The sequence below is a fragment of the Bacillus sp. FSL M7-0307 genome, assembly GCF_038627835.1.
Lineage (GTDB): Bacteria > Bacillota > Bacilli > Bacillales > Bacillaceae > Bacillus > Bacillus altitudinis.
Window position 1 is genome coordinate 2,508,702 of record NZ_CP152023.1, and the last position, 18,252, is coordinate 2,526,953.

Sequence of the window (18,252 nt, forward strand, 5' to 3'; positions counted from 1 at the left end):
ACGCATCAAAAAAGCATCCAACTAATTTGGATGCCTTCTTACAACTATTTCACTTGTTCTTGTAGTATTTCTTTTAATAACTCAATTGCATTTTCATCACTTGGATCGTCTGTGCCAAGTTCACCTTGAAAGGCTTTGGAGAGGATGGATTGTTTTAATGTGTCTAATTTTTCTTTTACCTGGTAGTATTCCTCTTCAACTTTACCAAAGATGTTGAAATAATAATTTATGACTTCAACTATTTTTTCTTGTTCTTCCTCAGGAGGAATAGGAATAGGCAATTTACCTAACACTGTCATATTAATAGACGCTAAATTTACTGACTGGCTAGCGTTATCAAAAAAGTATGTTTTTGCAAAACGCGTTCTTAACATATAAGAAATGTATTCAGGTTTAAGTCCCGCATACAATCTAGCCCTATAAATATGATTTTGATGTATACAACCAGGAATTTCATTGTTCCAAATAGCACATCTACCTAATTTATCACGATCTCCCCCTTCAGTGATTAATAGATCGCCTATCGCCAACTGATATTTATTCACATCTTCCTGTGATACAGCTATCTCTTTTACCTCGTCAAAATACAAATAGCCTTCTTGAACATTTGCTACTCTCAAGTATGGAACTGAAACTTTACTCTTATTACCGTATTTTTTACCTTTAGTTACTCCACCTTGAATATCGGCAACATTTTGAAAAATATCCCATACCCATGTATCTGGAATGTTTGGCAGATTGACATCTTCCTCCATTACTTTTCCAGACTTTATCCTTCTCGGACTTCTACCTTCTATCTTCGCCATCTTTTTTTCCTTAAGAATCTTTTGTTCTCTGTCTTTGTTAACTCGTTCAATTAGTTTCGTAACCGATTCTATATTTTCAGTACTTATCCTCCAAGCTTCTGATAATTCACCAAGAAAAGCTGCTTCCAATAAACTTTTACGAAGTCGATCAAGTAAATTAGGCAAATCTTTTATCTTCTTTTCGACCTCTTCAATTTTACCTAAAAGACGCTCTACTTTCCCAGCAATACGTTTTTGTTCATTTAGGGGCGGAAGCGGAAAAGTGATATTCCATAATACTTCGGGATTGACATGAGGAATACCAGTTCCTCTATGGTTGGAGTTAATATAGTCATACTTAGACAGCAAAAAATAATAAAGATAATCCTTATCAATTCTTTTGCTATCTAACCTAACTAAAGTAGAACCAATTTCACCTTCAACACCTTTTCCTACAAGTCCTGACCTAGCACCATCCCAAACCATTAGTACGTCATCTTTATTACATTTGACCTTAGATATCTGCTCAGGGACATACTGGGTTTCCTCTGTAACACCTTTTGTTAGATAGCTAATTGTTACATACGGTATAGTACCTTCCCCTTTATTTCCCAATAATTCTTTAGGTTTTTTCCCTTTTACACTATTAACGACATTACCGAGTTTTGTAAATACCCAATTTGTAGATGCTTCAACGGAAGGTCCTTCTTCTGAAACTAACACTTCTTCTAACAATTCCTCAATGGTCTTTTTTTTCTTACTCATTTTATGACCACCTCGTCACCTTCAACAGCACGTAACTCCTCAACTACTTCATTTAATAAATCCATTGCTTGTTGAAGTTTCACAATCGCTTCTTCTGCTGATTCGATTGGGTCTGGTAAGTTTTCATAGGAGGATAGCGATGCATCTGCAATCAATCCGATATCTAAACTATCATCTTTTTTTGCAATATCTTCTCGTGTAAACATGTTCCAGCGTTCATCTTCTATTTTCCAACGGTCTTCTGCCACATAGGCTTTCATGAAATTTTCAAAATGAGCCATTGTTAGCTGATTACGTTTTCCAAATGAAGTCATATTTGTACGAAGGTCATATACCCAAACATCTTTCGTGTTATCTTGGTCTGTTGTTCCTCTTGTAAAGAACAAGACATTTGTTTTTACACCTTGAGCATAAAAAATCCCTGTTGGTAATCGTAAAATTGTGTGTAAGTTACATTTATTCATCAAATCACGTCGAATCTGTGCACCAACCCCACTTTCAAACAAGACATTATCAGGTAATACAACTGCTGCGCGTGCATGACCATCGTCTTTTAAAGCGTTATAAATTAACTGTAGGAAGTTCAGCTGTTTATTGGAAGTTGCAAACGTCAGGTCATCACGGGAGACGCTCTCTCCACCTTTCTTCGTCCCAAATGGTGGATTGGTTAAAATGACATCAAAGTTTTTCATCCATTTTCCATTACTAGATAACGAATCCCCTTGTTCCAGTCGCCCTTCGATATCATGAAGTAATGCATTCATTAGAGCAAGACGATGAGTCCCTGTGACGAGTTCCATGCCAGTAAATGCTTCTTTCTTTTGGAAAACGCCCAGTTGTGGATCTAAATCATAATAGTTATCTGTCTTATTTTTCAGATACTGGTCTGCCGCAATCATAAAACCAAATGTACCAGCTGCAGGGTCATTGCATCTTTCTCCAGGTTTAGGGTCAATCAGCTGCACCATTACATCAATTAATACACGCGGTGTAAAGTATTGACCAGCACCTGATTTTGTTTCGCTTGCGTTTTTTTCTAACAAGCCTTCATATAAATTACCTAAACCTTCTTCTTTTGCGTTGTACCAATCAAGGCCATCAATGGTCTTCAGAATTTTCTCTAGATTCTTTGGTTCTGTAATACTTGTAGCAGCATCCGTGTAAATCTGACGCAATTGAGCATTCTCGCTATTACCCAGCTTAATTAAAAGATGTTGATAAAATGTTTTGAGTTCTACCCCTTCTTTTTCTAGCAAATCATCCCATCTATATCCTTCAGGTATTACATTTTCTGTTTGCTGTTCTTTCATCATTTTTAAAAATAAAATATAGGTTAACTCCGTGACATATTGTTGATATGTAATACCATCATCACGAAGTACATTGCATAAATTCCATAATTTTTGAACGATTTCTTGGTTATTCATCTTTTTTCCTCCTGAAAAGCTTCTAATCTATTAAATCAAATTTGATGATTTTTAGTTGAAAGCGAACCTTTTCATTATAACCCAAAAAAGTGCCTCAATGAAGAGGCACCGTCGTTAGCTGATATAAAGGTTCTCATTGATCGTATTCACAATTTGATCAATATCATCACCGAATTCACGTTTCAGTAATTTGTAGCCACCAGACGTTCTAAAAGGCTCTTCCGAGAATGCCTCTTCTGCGGTAGGCGCAAGAACAGGCACTTGAAGTAATTGCTTTTCTATTCTCTCTAACCACTTCTTTTGCCTTGGCGTCCAATCATGCAGTGAATACACTTTATGCATTGCCTGTTTAATACGTGCTTCATGGTCAACGAGTGCTTCACCTAATGCAGCTTGGCGAATAAAACTAATAATATCTGCTGCAATGTCCTCATTTTTTGTCTGTTTCCAAGCGGTTTGTAAATGAGATTGCTTAAAGCCTTTTGTTTCTAAAATCGTCATAAGTTCTCGCAAATCTTGTCTCGTTAGATCTTTTGGTCGTGTACAGATCAGATGCAAAGCGGGAATTTCATTGATATTTTCTTTGATAAATCGAACAAAACCATCCAGATAATCTTCTGGTCGCTTGTTCCCTTCACCATACCCACGAATGACGTCTGTTACTTCATCTTCCTTATCAGATATATAGCGTTTTTCACGTGTTACTTGGTACGTTTCCATGTATTCAAATAGGATATTATGCTGGGTGGCTTCTTGTGGTGAGTATGTTTGAATTTCCTTCACCCATTCATCCACATGTTTTCCATTTGATAATTCTTCAAACTTCCCAATGCCTTCTTCGTCAAATCTTTGTTTGCGACGCTGAATTTTCGCTACTAATTGATCACGATAAAATGAAGCTTCCTCATTAGTCGTCGCATTTATAAGAGAATCATACAACTCACCAATACTATAGTTTTGTTTCTTCACAACTGGTTTCATTTCTGTATAATGTTGCAACTTGTCATATATTCCAACGGCATCGTAGATGTTAAAGTGTGTTTTCCCAATCTCTGGGCAGAGACGAGTCGCACGGCCAAGCATTTGATCATAGAGAATACGAGATTGTATTCTTCTTAAAAACACCAAATTTGTGATCGGCGGCACATCAATACCTGTTGTAAGTAAATCAACTGTAACAACGACATTAGGTAGTCGCTCATTTTTAAACCGTTTAATGGCATCTAATGGCTTGTAGATATAGCCAGTGATTTTCATAATGGCATCATCTTCAATGTCATCACCACGTTCTTTAAAGGCTTCTTTTAATAAGCGAACAACAAGATCTGCGTGTTGATCAGTAGCTGCAAAGATGAGCGTTTTTTCTTTACCTGCAGGGTCAATATAATCAACTAATTTATTTAAAACTGCACGGTTAAATGGTTCTGTAATGACTTTTTTATTAAACTGCTCCACTTCAAAGTGCACAGTATCTTCTACTTTTTCTAGTTGAATCTCCCCTTTATCAACATCATATACTTCTACTTCCTCATCTTTTTCAAAGGTGATGCCCACTTGTGAGAGTTCTGTTTTAAACAAATAAGGGGGCTCATGGTCCACTAGATATCCGTCCAACACTGCTTCGCTATATGAATATTTAAAAATTGGCATACCGAAAATGTCTGTTGTATGTAGAGCAGGTGTTGCGGTAAGCCCTAAACATGCCGCATCAAAATAATCGATAACGCGCCGATATTGACTAATATAATCATTCTGATCACGGAATTCCAATTCTTCCTCTGTCATTTCTCTATCACTTGTATAGCCTCGATGCGCCTCATCTACAATGATGAAATCATATTGCCCGACGCTTGGAAGCTTTTCGCTATCGTTATAAAAAAGTCTGCGAACCATTCCCTGCACGGTTGCAATCTGCACCTTCGTTTCAACTTCCGGTGTGAGATCGCCTAATGACTTCACATCATATATATCAGCAAACGAGTAACCTTCAATTTTCGTATCTTTCAGTGAATCCTCTGTTTGTTTACCGAGTGAATTACGATCGACAAGAAAAAGAATGCGGCGACACTTTTTAGACTTAATTAAGCGATACATAAGCGCAATAGCGGTACGAGTTTTTCCAGTTCCTGTAGCCATTGCAATAAGCATTCTTCTGTTTCCCTCTTTTAACGACTTTTCTGCAGCCAGAACCGCATTCTGCTGATAGTGACGCAATCCAAACTTCGTTATATCATCTTCTTCTAGACGCTTATCCGCATCCTTATCATCTTGGCTAAGAAGAAGCTGTAAATCTTCTGGTGAATGCCACCCTTCAAGCGGACGTGCATGTTCAAATGGTTTGCGTGAATCCCAGAACCAAATACCCGATTCCTCTTGAAGCTGTCTTAAATAAGGGCGACCATTTGTTGCATATAAGAATGGGACTTGATAATCACCAGTTGTTGGTGTAATCTGTTCATCTTCTACTTGCATGACATTTTTCGCGTACACTTTTGTTTGACTATCTAATGCCCCAGGAATCGTTTTCTTTTCTGCTTTTGCTTCAATGAAACCAACAAGCTTGAGTCCAATAAACAATGCATAATCAACCCAGCCGCCATCGACCTTCCACTCAGCAATGGCCATATGTTTGTTTTTCTCTGGTAGCGTCCTGTTTTTTTTATAGTTTAGTAAATTCGTGTCTACTTCCCATCCAGCAGCACGTAACTTCTGATCAATGATGATACGTGTTTCATCTTCAGTCAGCTGCTGCCTACGCATGAAGTTTTTGGACGCTTTTCTACGTTTCATTTTCTCATCTGCTTGCTCTAATTCAGCTTGATGGCGAATTGTCTCTAATTCCTCTTCAAGCTGCCTCACTTTCACTTCATACTCTTGTTGGAGCTGTCGTGTATCTATTCCTGTTTGTTTATTTGGCTCTATGTACTCTGGAGCTTGAAAATTCCAATCACCGTATACCTCCATAAACCAAGTCGACAAACGAAAAGCCAAATGCAATAAAGATTTCGCTTCTTCTGTTTTTTGATAACCTGCTTCATGCATGGCCACATTCCCTTTGCGACGAAGCGTTTCAACGATATCTATTAACTCTGGTTCAAGTATTCCTTCTCGACGTAATATATTGATGCGCTCTACTTGTTTCGTGCCATATGCTTCCTTAATATTTTCAGCGGCTAGAATAAATTTTGTTAATGTTTCGGCAAATAACCGTAGTTTCATTACTGTTGTATGTGGGTCATGATATACATTTTTCTCAGCTGTTTCTCCTAAATTGGAAAGTACTGCCCACTTCCCTTGAAAAAAAGAAAAATTGCTATTCATCATTATCACCGTTTCCCAAAAGGTTTTATATGTTTATTATACTATATTTATACAAAAATTAGGTAGTCTTAATCCACAACTGACAAAGTTAAGTGACATTGGTGTTTGATCAACAAATTTCACATCATCTTTTTGTGCTTTTAAACTTTTTATCGGCAAGAACACCATGGGAATTGGAGAGCGATGAATTACAATGAAAAGCTCCTCCGAATAGGAAGGGCTTTTCTACTTTAAATATATTTATTTGCTGCCTTCATATATAAGCCTATTTTCATTTTATACATTTTGGATCCATTTACGCTCATGTCATTGAGGAAACTGACCAAAAAGCAGCTACTCATTTTGATAGCTTATTTGATACAAAAACAGGATAACTAGAAAAAGAACTTGGAGAGTATCGACGCTACTATGACAACTATCAGAAATTCAAATCAGCTTTAAGGTAACTTCTAGAAAGGGAAGGGAATATCTCCCCTTTTATTAAGCCCGTACTATCGTCATGGCCATTTCATTTGTCCAATCATTTTCAACTGTACGTTTGATATAATTAACCAAGTTTTTTTTATAGTCTTCATCTTCATACCACTCATAGTTATAGAAAAGGTCTGTACCACTGATATGTCTATAATGCCCTTCATTCCCGCCAAAAGCCTTAACAATCATCATTTCAATCTGTTTAATCGCTTCGTCCAGCATACCATGATTTTCATCCGCACCTAACACTTTAATAACTCCATTCAATGCAAGTTGCTTGTCCACCAATTCATCCAATAACCTAAATAAAGATTCAATTTGCTTTTCACGATTGAAATACATAGTAAGGGCATCATTAAAAATTTTCTGCTTATCTCCTTTACCTTCTCGAGCTTTCTGAACTTTATTACCTAACGAATCTTCAATATAAACCGAATGTTGTGTGTAATTCTCTTCAAATTTACTCATTATGATTTATCCTCCCTAAAATAAATTATCTCCCTGGAAGCCGTAGGAGGTATTTCCCCCTTACCACGGCAGGACGTCATTTCATTCTCTATAAACTCCTTATTATCCCTATGATATTTCCACAAACAATAGTATAAAAGCGCTTTCTTCTTCAATTAGTTTTTTAGTACATCTTTGAAACTCTTCCTCACCTCAAGTGCAGTATGCTCATATAAAGTTTACCGAAAAAAATCACAGTTTTTCCATTTCAGTTTAAGTACATTCATTTCTAAAAAACATGTTACTAGAATGTGATTTTAATATTAGTGAGAGATTCAAGGTATAGTTCTAGACATTTGAAACTCAAACCTCCCCAGTCATTTACAGGAAAGTCAAAACCTAATGTATTAACTTTTTTTATCCAATCTGGTGTATCTGAATGAGTAGGGAACTTTTTGCTGCGGAGAACCATTATATCTCTAAGGTTTTGAATTATATTTTGATTAAATCCGCCTTCACCATATGTATCTTTTAAATATTGTTCAAATGCATTAATAGACCCTTTTCTATCATCAGGCAGAGTTACTATGTTGTTAAATTTAGGTAAATCTTTATCTATTATACCTGCCAGTATAAGTATGAAATTGTTAAAGTCCGATTCAGTATTACATGGTTTTAATAAATAAATTACTTTTTCATTTGATTCAAATACTTCTTTTACCCTAATAGCTTTAAAGTTAGTATTAATCGCTCTTCTCGCTTCAACTATTTCTTCCACAATAGTTCCTACCTTATCTTTATGAAGCTGAGAGATAAGAACTATTTGTAATTGTTGTTTAACCTTTCCAGATAGAGTCATTTTCTCAACTGCTCGTTGTAATACCTTCAAACCAATTCTTTTATGTTGAATCTCTAATTCCTCAATATCCTCTTCTTCAAATAATTCTAGGAGGTTCATCGACTAACTCCTCCTTTTACACTCTCAGTCCATTTATTAATTGGTGATAATTCAGATTGTCTAATTAATCGAACTGTACGTCCATTATCCTCTAATTCATCGGTTCTAGCGTACCCAATGACCTCTGCATGTTTAAAATTATATCCAAGAAGTGCTTCATCGTCTAAATCTACATATATTGCGATACAAATTATCGTTACAGCTGACTTGTCTTGTTGATATATAAATATATTCCTATTTGATTTATTATCTACTAATGTTGCTTTAACCTCAACTTTTTCTAAACCCACTATAAAGTCAAAACTAGAATCTAGATTGACCTTTCTATGTGGAATTTCTTCTTTTTCGCAAAATTTACCAAAAACTTTTTCCCCAAGATAGCTTATAACCTTCCTACCAATGTTTTTGATTTCATAATTTGCATCCTCTAAAAATAATACCTCTTCATCTATTTGTGATAACCATTCTCTTTCTAATTCGATAACACTTGATATTTTATTTTTATCTACCTTTAATCCTCCAATAAACTCCTTCAAATTATCTTTAGAAAGTAAATCTACTAATCTTTCTCTCTCATTTTCAAGTGAATCTATTTTGACTAATAAATTTTTATTTTCTGAATATAAATAAAAAGAAATACCATCAGTAATTGCGAAAATAGGTAAACCTATTTCCTTTGAATAAAAGAGTGTTTGACCTATAGTTTTTTCCAGTTTTTCTCCTGTTAGTGAGTAAGAAGATTTCATTTCAATTACCAGCAAAGGAGTCTTTTTGTCCTCTTCACTAAATAAAACTATATCTGGTTTTAACCTAATCTCACCACCGCCAATATTAGATGTAATCATATAATCCAGTGATACTTCTTCATTTCTATATCCCGCCTGTAAGACAATAGGGTGTAAAATCTTGTGTAATATATCTGCTTCCTTCATAATCATACTAATCACCGATCCTCCATTACAACTAACAACTAAAATACCACCTATAATTAACCATTATAAACCTGTAGCTATCCACAGAAAAAAATACTTGTTTATTAATTTGAAAATATTAAATTTTAATTGTAAAAAAAATAGTCTATTAAGGATAACTCTTACTCTGTAATTACATCCTCTCCAAAAGGATTACTTCTTACTATAGAGAGTTTCTCAATATCTAAAAGTTAAAACTTTAATGATTATTCTCGATACATCTATTTTGCACTAACATAGATAATTAGCTTTTAATTTAATAAAACTTACTACGGCTATCTTCATAATTAAAGTACTTCTTATAACACTTTACAGGGAAATCATAACATATTTATAAAAAAAGAGCAGCACTTTTCATGCTACTCTCATAAATAGAAAGGTATACTGTAAAAATATCTTTCTTGCAAAACAAATAGGTAATTTTGTTTCTGACAAAATAAAAGACAGGATTTATTAGTTAGTGTAATTCGATATTACTAGTTCTGACCCATTGTCCACTCAACCAGTTCACAAAAAGAGAAAAGAGTCTCTATTAAGAGACTCTTCTCAGAGTGATTTTCACACAATACTCATCTTTTGATAACAATTGCTTATTGTTTTAGCCTTCAGTTATAAAGCGGATGGCTTGGAAAGTTACTAATGGGTTAGTCTTCTTTGATTCATTTGGGGCTTCAAATTCAACTCCATCAATTTTAACTATAGTAGGTATGATTGCTTTACTTCAACTTCATTTGGATTTAATTTGAGGCAGCTTGAGCATCTAAAGAATTTCAATAGCAACTCCCACATCGGAGCATATTGTTTCATAATTTTTAAATACTTGATCCTATTCGAATCAAAATTGTTTGGTTACCGATATATCACTATGTCCCAATGCTTTGGAAATCATAGCAACATTCGCCTTTTTATCTAACAAGGACTTTGCAAACCCCCGTCGTAAAGCATGAGGCACCTCCTTCACCTCTTGATCAACCTTTATATTAATTGTCTCCCAGAACTTCATTTCAATCCAACCTTTATCAAAACATCGGGAGAGAAAAGCCTTGAGACATTTCAGACATGTTAGTTTGGTTTGATTACTCATTCATGCTATCTATCCATTTATATATAGTGTCGACTGTTATATCCGCAATATATTGTACATTTGTTGTGCTTTGAAAATGCTCTGTATGAAGGACATTATCACTTATCATATGGCTTCTATTACAGCTCCCTTTCATTTGCCTAGTAATCACTTCAAGAACATTTATAATTGTGTCATTAATCGTAGAAGACTGTTCTTTCTTTGGTTTTGAAGGGGCAGGTTTTGAAGGGGCAGGTTTAGCAGCGGATATTTTCCCTATTAGCTCTTTAACATCCGGCTTAACATCTAATAATCATTTTCTTTTGGTCATACAAAAAACCTCCTGTATCGTTAGTAAGTCGATATACGGTGTAATTTCTTACATGACCGTTATATTGACCGTTTCACTATACGATATAGAAGGTTGATTTGACGGGCTTTAGCACCCGATTTATTATACGTCCCAGGAGAGATTCGAACTCCCGACCGACGGCTTAGAAGGCCGTTGCTCTATCCTGCTGAGCTACTGGGACATGTTGTTATGTAGTGTGCTTTGGCGTATTACCTCAGCGACAAGATTTATTATATTACTATTGTTCTTTAAAGTCAACGGTTTTTCGAAAGTTTTTTCATAAGGGGCAAATGCTGCACCCTTATGAAATACCTTCCAATGTGACAGTGTTTTCGAGGTCTTGTATGACGTGACCTTCGTCCGTGAAAAACTGTACGTTTGCTTCGCTTCCATCTAGTGTCAGTATAGCATAGCTGCGCTCTTTGCGCACTCTTGGCAGGTGCACGCTGCCTGGGTTAATGAGGAGTTTTCCTCTTAGCAGTTCACTGCCAGGGATGTGCGAGTGGCCAAAGCAGATAATGTCTGCGCCTAGCTCTTCTGCACGGTAGTAGACTTGGAGCAAGGATTGTTTGATGCCATGCAGATGTCCGTGGGTGAGAAATAGTTTTCCGCCTCCATCCAGTGGGAGCAGGAGCTCTTCTTCAAAATCGCCCATAAAGTCACAATTTCCTTTGACGACTTTGTATCCTTCGAGTGCTGGGTGGTTCGTTTCGAGTTCTGAATCTCCGCAGTGAATCATCATGTCCACTTCAGCCGCATGCCTCTTGGCAATGGTTTGAAGTTCGTCTGTGAGTCCATGACTGTCACTAATGATGAGTATCTTCATGGCTTCATTCCCCCTTATTCATTTGCGTCTAGCAGTGATGAAAGCTTTTGAAGCGCGACCGCTCGATGGCTGATCTTGTTTTTTTCCTCTGGTGATAACTCGGCCATCGTCTGGTCTTTGTCTTTGACGATGAAAATCGGGTCGTATCCGAAGCCGTTTTCGCCGATCGGTTCTTCTGCGATAAAGCCTTCTACTGATCCTTCTACCGTTTGAGTCTCTTTGCCCGGTATACTGACAGCCAGGGCACATCTAAATCTAGCAGTGCGGTCTTCTTTTTCAATGCCTTGCAGCTCATTTAGCACCTTTTCCACGTTCTCAGCATCGTCTTTATGCTCGCCCGCATACCTCGCTGAATAGACTCCAGGCTTTCCGCCAAGGTAATCAATCGACAGACCCGAGTCGTCTGCAATCACCATTTCACCTGCTTTGGCTTGAATGGCCTCGGCTTTGATGATCGCATTTTCTTCAAAGGTATGTCCTGTTTCTTCAATCTCTTCCGTAAATCCGATGTCCGCTAGTGTTTTGACCGTGAATCCTTTTGGCTCAAGAATGGCTTTGAATTCTCTCGCTTTGCCCGCATTGTGCGTTGCGATGATGGCAGTTTTCATCCTGATCAAACCCTTCTCTTTATTCGGTAACTTCTCCTGTCACTGCTTTTTGCTTTTCAATTAATTCTTTGATGCCTTTTTCGGCTAAATCAAGCAGTCCGTTTAGTTGTTCTCTTGAGAATGTCGCTTCTTCGCCGGTGCCTTGAAGTTCAACAAAGCGTCCAGCACCTGTCATGATGACATTCATATCCACTTCAGCTGAAGAATCTTCTTCATAATTTAAATCTAACAGAAGTCCCTGTTTAGAATCAATTCCGACGGATATCGCGGCTAAATAATCAGTGATCGGATTTTCTTTCAAAACGCCTTCTGATTGAAGCTTTTGAATCGCTAGTGTCATGGCCACAAATGCACCTGTAATAGATGCTGTGCGTGTGCCGCCGTCTGCTTGAATGACATCACAATCAATCCAAATGGTGCGTTCACCAAGCTTTTCTAAGTCAACGACTGCGCGCAGAGCTCGTCCAATTAAACGCTGGATTTCCATTGTACGTCCTGTGACTTTTCCTTTAGATGATTCTCTTATCGTTCTTTGAGCCGTTGCTCTTGGAAGCATGCTATATTCTGCTGTAATCCAGCCTTTTCCTTCTCCTCTTAAAAAAGGAGGTACGCGGTCCTCGATAGATGCGTTACAAATCACCTTCGTATTTCCCGCTGAGATTAAGACAGAGCCTTCTGGATGCGTAATGTAGCCTGCCTGTATTTCAATTGTTCTTAATTCGTCGTATTGTCTTTCATCTAATCTCATGTTTTACCTCCGTTACAATATACATTCCGCGCGGGTGTCAGCGTGGTTCTCCTATTAACTTTGACAACCTCGATCCGTTCTAATCGCTTGGAATAAAAAAGAGGCAGCGAATGTGCATGCCTCTTTTTCTCCATTATATCAATGTGTGACGTTAAAAACTACCTGTATTCACTTGTTCTGGTCTTGAAACTGGCTTTGTGAGTTCTGTTCCTTTTTCGTTCACAAGCTCTGCCTTTCCGTTTACCTTCACTGACACGCTTTTCACATCTGGCAGCTCTGTTAATGTCAGCACAATGCTATCAAGAACTTTTTGTGAAATGACCTTTTTCTTTTCATCTGCACTGCCAAAAATGGATTCATTGAAATCTAGTGTCACATGACCGTCTTTTACTTTCGGGACATCATTCAGCTTCACATCTTGATCAAAGTCTGTCAGCAATTGGCTTGTTTTGCTTGGCCCAGAGACGAGCTCATCAATGGCTGCTGTAATTGGATCATCATCGTCTTTTGGTGCTCTTTTGGTCACCGGGACATAGTACGTCTGTTTGTCAGATTCAGCTAAATAGTAGACGGTCACAGGCTTTGTCGATGTCATATCAGCCGCAGCCTCGTGCTGAATATTAATGCCGTCCTCTCTGCTTAAATCATCTGAAATCGGTGTCCCATTCACAGGCATCTCTTTTAATTCATGGCCATTCATCTTTAATTTGACTTTCGCTACCGAATCAAACTGCGTTAATGTCCAAGTGACTGATTGCAAAATGCGCTGTTCGTCTTCTTTTTTATAGTTTTTGAATTCATTTGAGAAATCAACAACCGCGGTGCCATCTTTAATATCGACAGATACGCTCGTGTCCGCCGGCAGCACGGCTCTGAATCCATTTGGCATCAGGTTAGAAATCGGTCCCCCGTCTACGAGGTATTCAAGTGTTTGTTTCGCACTTCCTTCATTTTTCGGCAGCGGAATGGATTGAGACACAACATACCCATTTTTATCAATTAAATATAATTCTCTCATGACGGTATCTGCTTGCTTCTCTTCTTTTCCTTCTTTCGCTGTTTGTTTCTCTTCTTTATTTTCTTTCACAAACGTGACATTTTGTGGTGGATCAATCTCTGTTTTCGCTTGGTCTGTTTGAAACAATCCGCATCCTGATAAAAGCATGGCTGACGCAATACACGTAACAGCTGCTGTAGTTCCTTTTTTCAGCATACTTCACCCTCCTCTAGTGGTTTGTACTAGTATGTATACGAGCTCCCTCAGAGGATTAGACCCTTTTCATAAAAAAATAACCCACTTCCATGAGAAGTAGGTTATTGCTGATATACGTGTTCAAGCGAAACCGTTTCGACCTTCCCTGGCAGGTAGCCGAACCAGTCTTGAGCGATATTTTGAAAGTTTTGCTGCTCCCCTGTTGTATAAAAAGTATGAACAGGCTCTTCCTGCGAATCATTTAACAGCCCTTTATATGAAAGAATTGTGCTCGCTTCTCTCGCTGTTTCGTCTCCTGAAGAAATGATGTTGACGCCACTGCCCATAAAGCGCTGAATCGGTTCTTTTAAAATCGGGTAGTGCGTGCAACCAAGAATGAGCGTATCAATGCCTTTTTCTTTCATCGGTTCAAGAGAAGCTTTTACGACTTCATCTGCTGTATGATCTAAAAACGTACCGCTTTCCACAAACGGCACCAGCATTGGACATGCCAGACTTTGAACAGTTAGTCCTGCTTTTAAAGAAAGCAGTGCTTCTTTATAGGCTTCACTTTTGATCGTATTGGCTGTGCCGATGACACCAATATGCTGATTGTTTGTGACCTTGATCGCTGTGCGGGCTCCGGGCTGGATCACGCCAATGACCGGGATATCAAGTGTTGCTTTAATTTCATCAAGTGCTATCGCCGTCGCAGTGTTACACGCAATGACTAGCATTTTAATATGGTGATGTCTTAATAGGTAGTGCGCCATTTCCCATGTATATTGAAGAACCTCTTCTTCTGCTCGAGGGCCGTATGGACATCGTTTTGTGTCGCCTACATAAATAATCTTTTCTTTTGGCAGTTGTCTCATGATTTCCTTCGCAACGGTTAAACCGCCTACGCCGGAATCAATCACGCCGATTGGTTGATCCAACAAAATCGCCTCATTTTCTTTTCATTTGCTGCTGTAGTTTCGTTAAAGATTGGTTGAAAACGATGGCTTCTTCTTCAGAGAAAGCCCCTAGAAGTTCACTGACGTATTCTTGGCGTTTGACAATCACTTCTTGAATGATCCGCTCACCTTCAGGCAATAAATGAATGCGAACCACGCGGCGGTCAGACGGATCTTTCACCCGTTCAACAAGTTCACTTTTTTCCATTCGATCAATTAAATCGGTTGTCGTGCTGCAAGCCAAATACATCTTTTGTGATAGCTCACCTATTGTCATATCTCCGAATTCATAAAGCCACTGAAGCCCTACAAATTGAGGAGGTGTAATCGTATATTGATTCAGAATTTCTCTACCTTTTTGCTTAATGATTGCAGCAATATGGCGCAATGATTTTTCAATTTCTGCAACATGGCCTGACTCATTCGTTTCCATTTCATTGATACCTCACTATAGCATCTCACTTTGATTAAAACGTACATTCCTATTTTCCTCGTTTTTCAATGAAATTGCAAGAAGAGACTCATGGAAACGATATAGAAATAACCGGCTCCTCCCTGGTGCGGAAGGAAAACCGGCTGACGTTAGAGCTCTAGCTCACCCATACGCAGAAGCTCGACTACGGCCTGTGAACGACCTTTGACTCCTAGCTTTTGCATGGCATTCGAAATATGATTTCGAACAGTCTTTTCGCTAATAAAAAGCTCGCTTGCAATTTCTTTTGTTGTTTTATCTTGGACGAGCAATTCGAATACTTCTCTTTCTCTTTTGGTTAATAGCGGCTTGGATTGAAACTCTTTCTCCTTCAAGTATTGTAACCCTCCTTGCTAAGGTGAGAGCTCTAGTCTCTATAGAATGGGATTCTGTATAGTCGAGATATCATATGCCGGGTACTTGAGGTAGGTGACGTTAAAATCGAGAATTCCCGTAGATGAGCGTCCAATTTCCTCCCCTTCAAACCGCACAAAAAAGGACGAGTCCCCTATAGAGACATCGTCCTTTATCAAACAAGCTTTTAAAATATCGAAATGGCTCCTGTTAAAAGAGCAATAAGTGTTGTAAACAGGGCTGTGAGTACGGTCCATAACAGTGCGTACTTTTGCAAATCACCGATATCTTTATTCAGCATACTCACAAGTAGTAATGTGGAAGCCACAAGCGGACTCAGTAAATGGACAGGCTGTCCGATAATAGAGGCGCGCGCAATTTCTACTGGATCAATTCCGTAAGCTGCGCCGGCTTCAGCTAAGATTGGCAGCACCCCGAAATAATACGCATCATTTGAAAGAACAAATGTAAATGGCATACTCGTCAAAGCGACAATGAGTGGAAAAAATGAGCTGTATGAATCTGGAATCATGTAAATGACCAAGTTAGCAATGGACTCCACCATTTTTGTTCCCGAAAAAATGCCTGTGAAAATTCCTGCTGCAAACACAAGGGTAATGACCGTTAAAGCATTTCCTGCATGCGATAAAATCCGCTCACGCTGATCTTCAACTTTTGGATAGTTGATCATAAGCGCAATGACAAAGCCAATGAGAAAGAGTACAGGAATCGGTACGATATCCAATACAAGTGTGACCATGACAGCAATCGTCAGGAAGAAGTTGACCCAAATCAGGTTTGGTCTCTTCATATCTGCAACGCCATCTTCAATTGATGCCGCCAATTCAGGAGAGATCGAGACCTCTTCTTTATACTGAATCTCGGCAACCCCAATGCGCTTCCGTTCTTTTTTTCCAAGAACATACGCTGTAAAAAGGATAAAAAGACCGCCCCCTATCATCGTCGGGAGTAATGGAATGAAGAATTCCGCTGCATCTAAACCAAGTGCAGCAATCGCACGAGTAGCTGGACCGCCCCAAGGCGTCATTCCGCTCATAATGCCTAGTGATAATAATGAAATCGTCCCTAAAATCAGTGGGTTCATCCCAATTCTTAAGAAAAGTGGCAGCATAGCTGATACGGTAATCATGTACGTTGTCGTCCCATCACCATCTAATGCAACAAGCATAGACAAAATCGCTACCCCAAAAGCAATTTTGACCGGATCGCCTTTCACAAGACGTAAAATCAGTTTGATCAATGGGTCAAACAATCCAGCATCCAGCATGACACCGAAGAATAAGATGGCAAATAACAATAAAGCAGCAGATGGTGCAACGGTCTTGAGTCCATCAAGCATCATGTCCCCTAATCCGCTGTAAAATCCACCGATTAATGCAAAGATGATTGGCACAACGGTTAGAGCCACCACCGGATGCATACGTTTTGTCATAATAAGAAATGTAAAAGTCACGACCATCAAGATCCCTAAAATAGCTAGCACTTCATATCCCTCCATCCTCTTCTTTACACGATCCACAAGCGCCCCTTTTGCACTTGCGGCCCGAAATGTTAGCGCTTTCTATTTCAAGGATATAATAGCTTTTTTTATAATGAAAATATCGATTTTTTCGTCTATTCAATAAATTTTTTTTATAATTAGCCTTGCTGACTTCTTAAAAACTCAATGAATGCTTTCACAACAGACAAATGAAGCGAATCCGGCTGGTACATGAGCCATGTATCTCTTAAAACAGGCTGTCCATCTTTATACGAAAGACCTTTTACAAATAGCTCATCACTTGGTCTGAGGCAAATTTCCGGGACAATGGCATAACCTAAACCATGCTTCACCATTTCTTTTGATGTATCTTGCCTGTCTGTCTCCATTGTCACAAGCGGAGGCATCGTGAATGTCTCCTGCCACCATCTGTTAATCAATCGTTTTAATGAACTATCCGTGTGATAGTCAATGAGCGGCAGCTTCGGGAGGTCCTTTAGCTGTATTTCTGATTTTGAAATAATACAAAGGCGTTCTTTATCAAGCAAAAATCGCTCTCCATTCCAGTCGTAATCTCCTCTTAAAATGCCTAAATGTACACTTGATGTACCTAATAAATCCATGACTTTTGTGCTCCATCCTGTGTTCACCATAAACTGAACATGTGGATACTGCTTAGAAAACTCTCTTAAAATTTCCGGCAGTTTATATTGAGCAAAGTTACTCGAAACCCCTAACCTGATCGTTCCTTTGACCTTTTTTTGCATATTGAGCATGCCATCTTTCGTTTGCTGGAGCTGCTTGAGCATGTCATTTGCGTATTTAGCCAAGTATTCGCCCTCTGATGTAAATTCAATGCCTCGCTTTCTTTTAAAGAAAAGCTTCATGTCAAATTCCTCTTCAAGCTGTTTCAATCGATAACTTAAGGCAGGCTGCGATACAAATAATTTTTCTGCCGCTTTTGTGATGTTCTTCTCTTCATATAGCACCTTTAAAAACCGCCAATCTTTCTCATCCATTGTGTGCCCTCCT

Annotated in this window: 16 protein-coding genes and 1 tRNA gene; all 17 read right to left on the reverse strand. The window is 38.4% G+C overall.

What is annotated here, in order from left to right:
• Positions 1-44: 44 nt before the first annotated feature.
• Entirely contained in the window at positions 45-1,550 is a 1,506-nt protein-coding gene (locus MHI41_RS12840; RefSeq protein ID WP_342494234.1) for a restriction endonuclease subunit S, read from the reverse strand.
• Positions 1,547-2,977 carry an N-6 DNA methylase gene (locus tag MHI41_RS12845; RefSeq protein WP_342494235.1) on the reverse strand — a complete coding sequence of 477 codons (1,431 nt, stop codon included), beginning with the start codon at positions 2,975-2,977 and terminating at the stop codon, positions 1,547-1,549. The genes MHI41_RS12840 and MHI41_RS12845 overlap by 4 nt, the downstream gene beginning before the upstream one ends.
• Positions 2,978-3,091: 114 nt before the next feature.
• Complete coding sequence (hsdR, locus tag MHI41_RS12850) at positions 3,092-6,298, reverse strand: type I restriction-modification system endonuclease (RefSeq protein ID WP_342494236.1); 3,207 nt, start codon at positions 6,296-6,298, stop codon at positions 3,092-3,094.
• A 480-nt stretch (positions 6,299-6,778) separates the two neighbouring features.
• Positions 6,779-7,240, reverse strand: coding sequence for a hypothetical protein (locus MHI41_RS12855; RefSeq protein WP_342494237.1), 462 nt, complete (start codon positions 7,238-7,240; stop codon positions 6,779-6,781).
• Between the two features lie 283 nt (positions 7,241-7,523).
• The gene (locus MHI41_RS12860) at positions 7,524-8,177 is read right to left on the reverse strand and encodes a hypothetical protein (protein ID WP_317327723.1); all 654 of its coding nucleotides are present in this window, start codon (positions 8,175-8,177) and stop codon (positions 7,524-7,526) included.
• Positions 8,174-9,115 carry a type I restriction enzyme HsdR N-terminal domain-containing protein gene (locus MHI41_RS12865; protein WP_317329502.1) on the reverse strand — a complete coding sequence of 314 codons (942 nt, stop codon included), beginning with the start codon at positions 9,113-9,115 and terminating at the stop codon, positions 8,174-8,176. The genes MHI41_RS12860 and MHI41_RS12865 overlap by 4 nt, the downstream gene beginning before the upstream one ends.
• A gap of 868 nt (positions 9,116-9,983) precedes the next feature.
• On the reverse strand, positions 9,984-10,232 hold the full coding sequence (locus MHI41_RS12870) for a tyrosine-type recombinase/integrase (RefSeq protein WP_317327724.1): 249 nt from the start codon (positions 10,230-10,232) through the stop codon (positions 9,984-9,986).
• Positions 10,233-10,670: 438 nt separating this feature from the next.
• Positions 10,671-10,744 (reverse strand) — tRNA-Arg (locus tag MHI41_RS12875).
• A 120-nt stretch (positions 10,745-10,864) separates the two neighbouring features.
• Positions 10,865-11,389 carry a metallophosphoesterase gene (locus MHI41_RS12880; protein ID WP_008345914.1) on the reverse strand — a complete coding sequence of 175 codons (525 nt, stop codon included), beginning with the start codon at positions 11,387-11,389 and terminating at the stop codon, positions 10,865-10,867.
• Between the two features lie 14 nt (positions 11,390-11,403).
• Positions 11,404-12,006: an XTP/dITP diphosphatase gene (locus MHI41_RS12885; protein WP_202734306.1), complete on the reverse strand. Its 603-nt coding sequence runs from the start codon at positions 12,004-12,006 to the stop codon at positions 11,404-11,406.
• 10 nt (positions 12,007-12,016) lie between these two features.
• On the reverse strand, positions 12,017-12,745 hold the full coding sequence (gene rph, locus MHI41_RS12890; RefSeq protein ID WP_342494238.1) for a ribonuclease PH: 729 nt from the start codon (positions 12,743-12,745) through the stop codon (positions 12,017-12,019).
• A gap of 151 nt (positions 12,746-12,896) precedes the next feature.
• Complete coding sequence (locus MHI41_RS12895; protein ID WP_035701809.1) at positions 12,897-13,958, reverse strand: GerMN domain-containing protein; 1,062 nt, start codon at positions 13,956-13,958, stop codon at positions 12,897-12,899.
• Between the two features lie 101 nt (positions 13,959-14,059).
• Entirely contained in the window at positions 14,060-14,878 is an 819-nt protein-coding gene (racE, locus tag MHI41_RS12900; protein WP_273542933.1) for a glutamate racemase, read from the reverse strand.
• Positions 14,879-14,885: 7 nt separating this feature from the next.
• The gene (locus MHI41_RS12905) at positions 14,886-15,326 is read right to left on the reverse strand and encodes a MarR family transcriptional regulator (protein ID WP_007501606.1); all 441 of its coding nucleotides are present in this window, start codon (positions 15,324-15,326) and stop codon (positions 14,886-14,888) included.
• Positions 15,327-15,475: 149 nt separating this feature from the next.
• A complete protein-coding gene (gerE, locus tag MHI41_RS12910) occupies positions 15,476-15,700 on the reverse strand; it encodes a spore germination transcription factor GerE (protein WP_003184172.1) in 225 nt (74 codons plus the stop codon).
• A gap of 206 nt (positions 15,701-15,906) precedes the next feature.
• Positions 15,907-17,223 carry a citrate:proton symporter gene (locus MHI41_RS12915; RefSeq protein ID WP_017358236.1) on the reverse strand — a complete coding sequence of 439 codons (1,317 nt, stop codon included), beginning with the start codon at positions 17,221-17,223 and terminating at the stop codon, positions 15,907-15,909.
• A gap of 155 nt (positions 17,224-17,378) precedes the next feature.
• On the reverse strand, positions 17,379-18,239 hold the full coding sequence (locus tag MHI41_RS12920; protein ID WP_007501609.1) for a LysR family transcriptional regulator: 861 nt from the start codon (positions 18,237-18,239) through the stop codon (positions 17,379-17,381).
• Between the last annotated feature and the right edge of the window lie 13 nt (positions 18,240-18,252).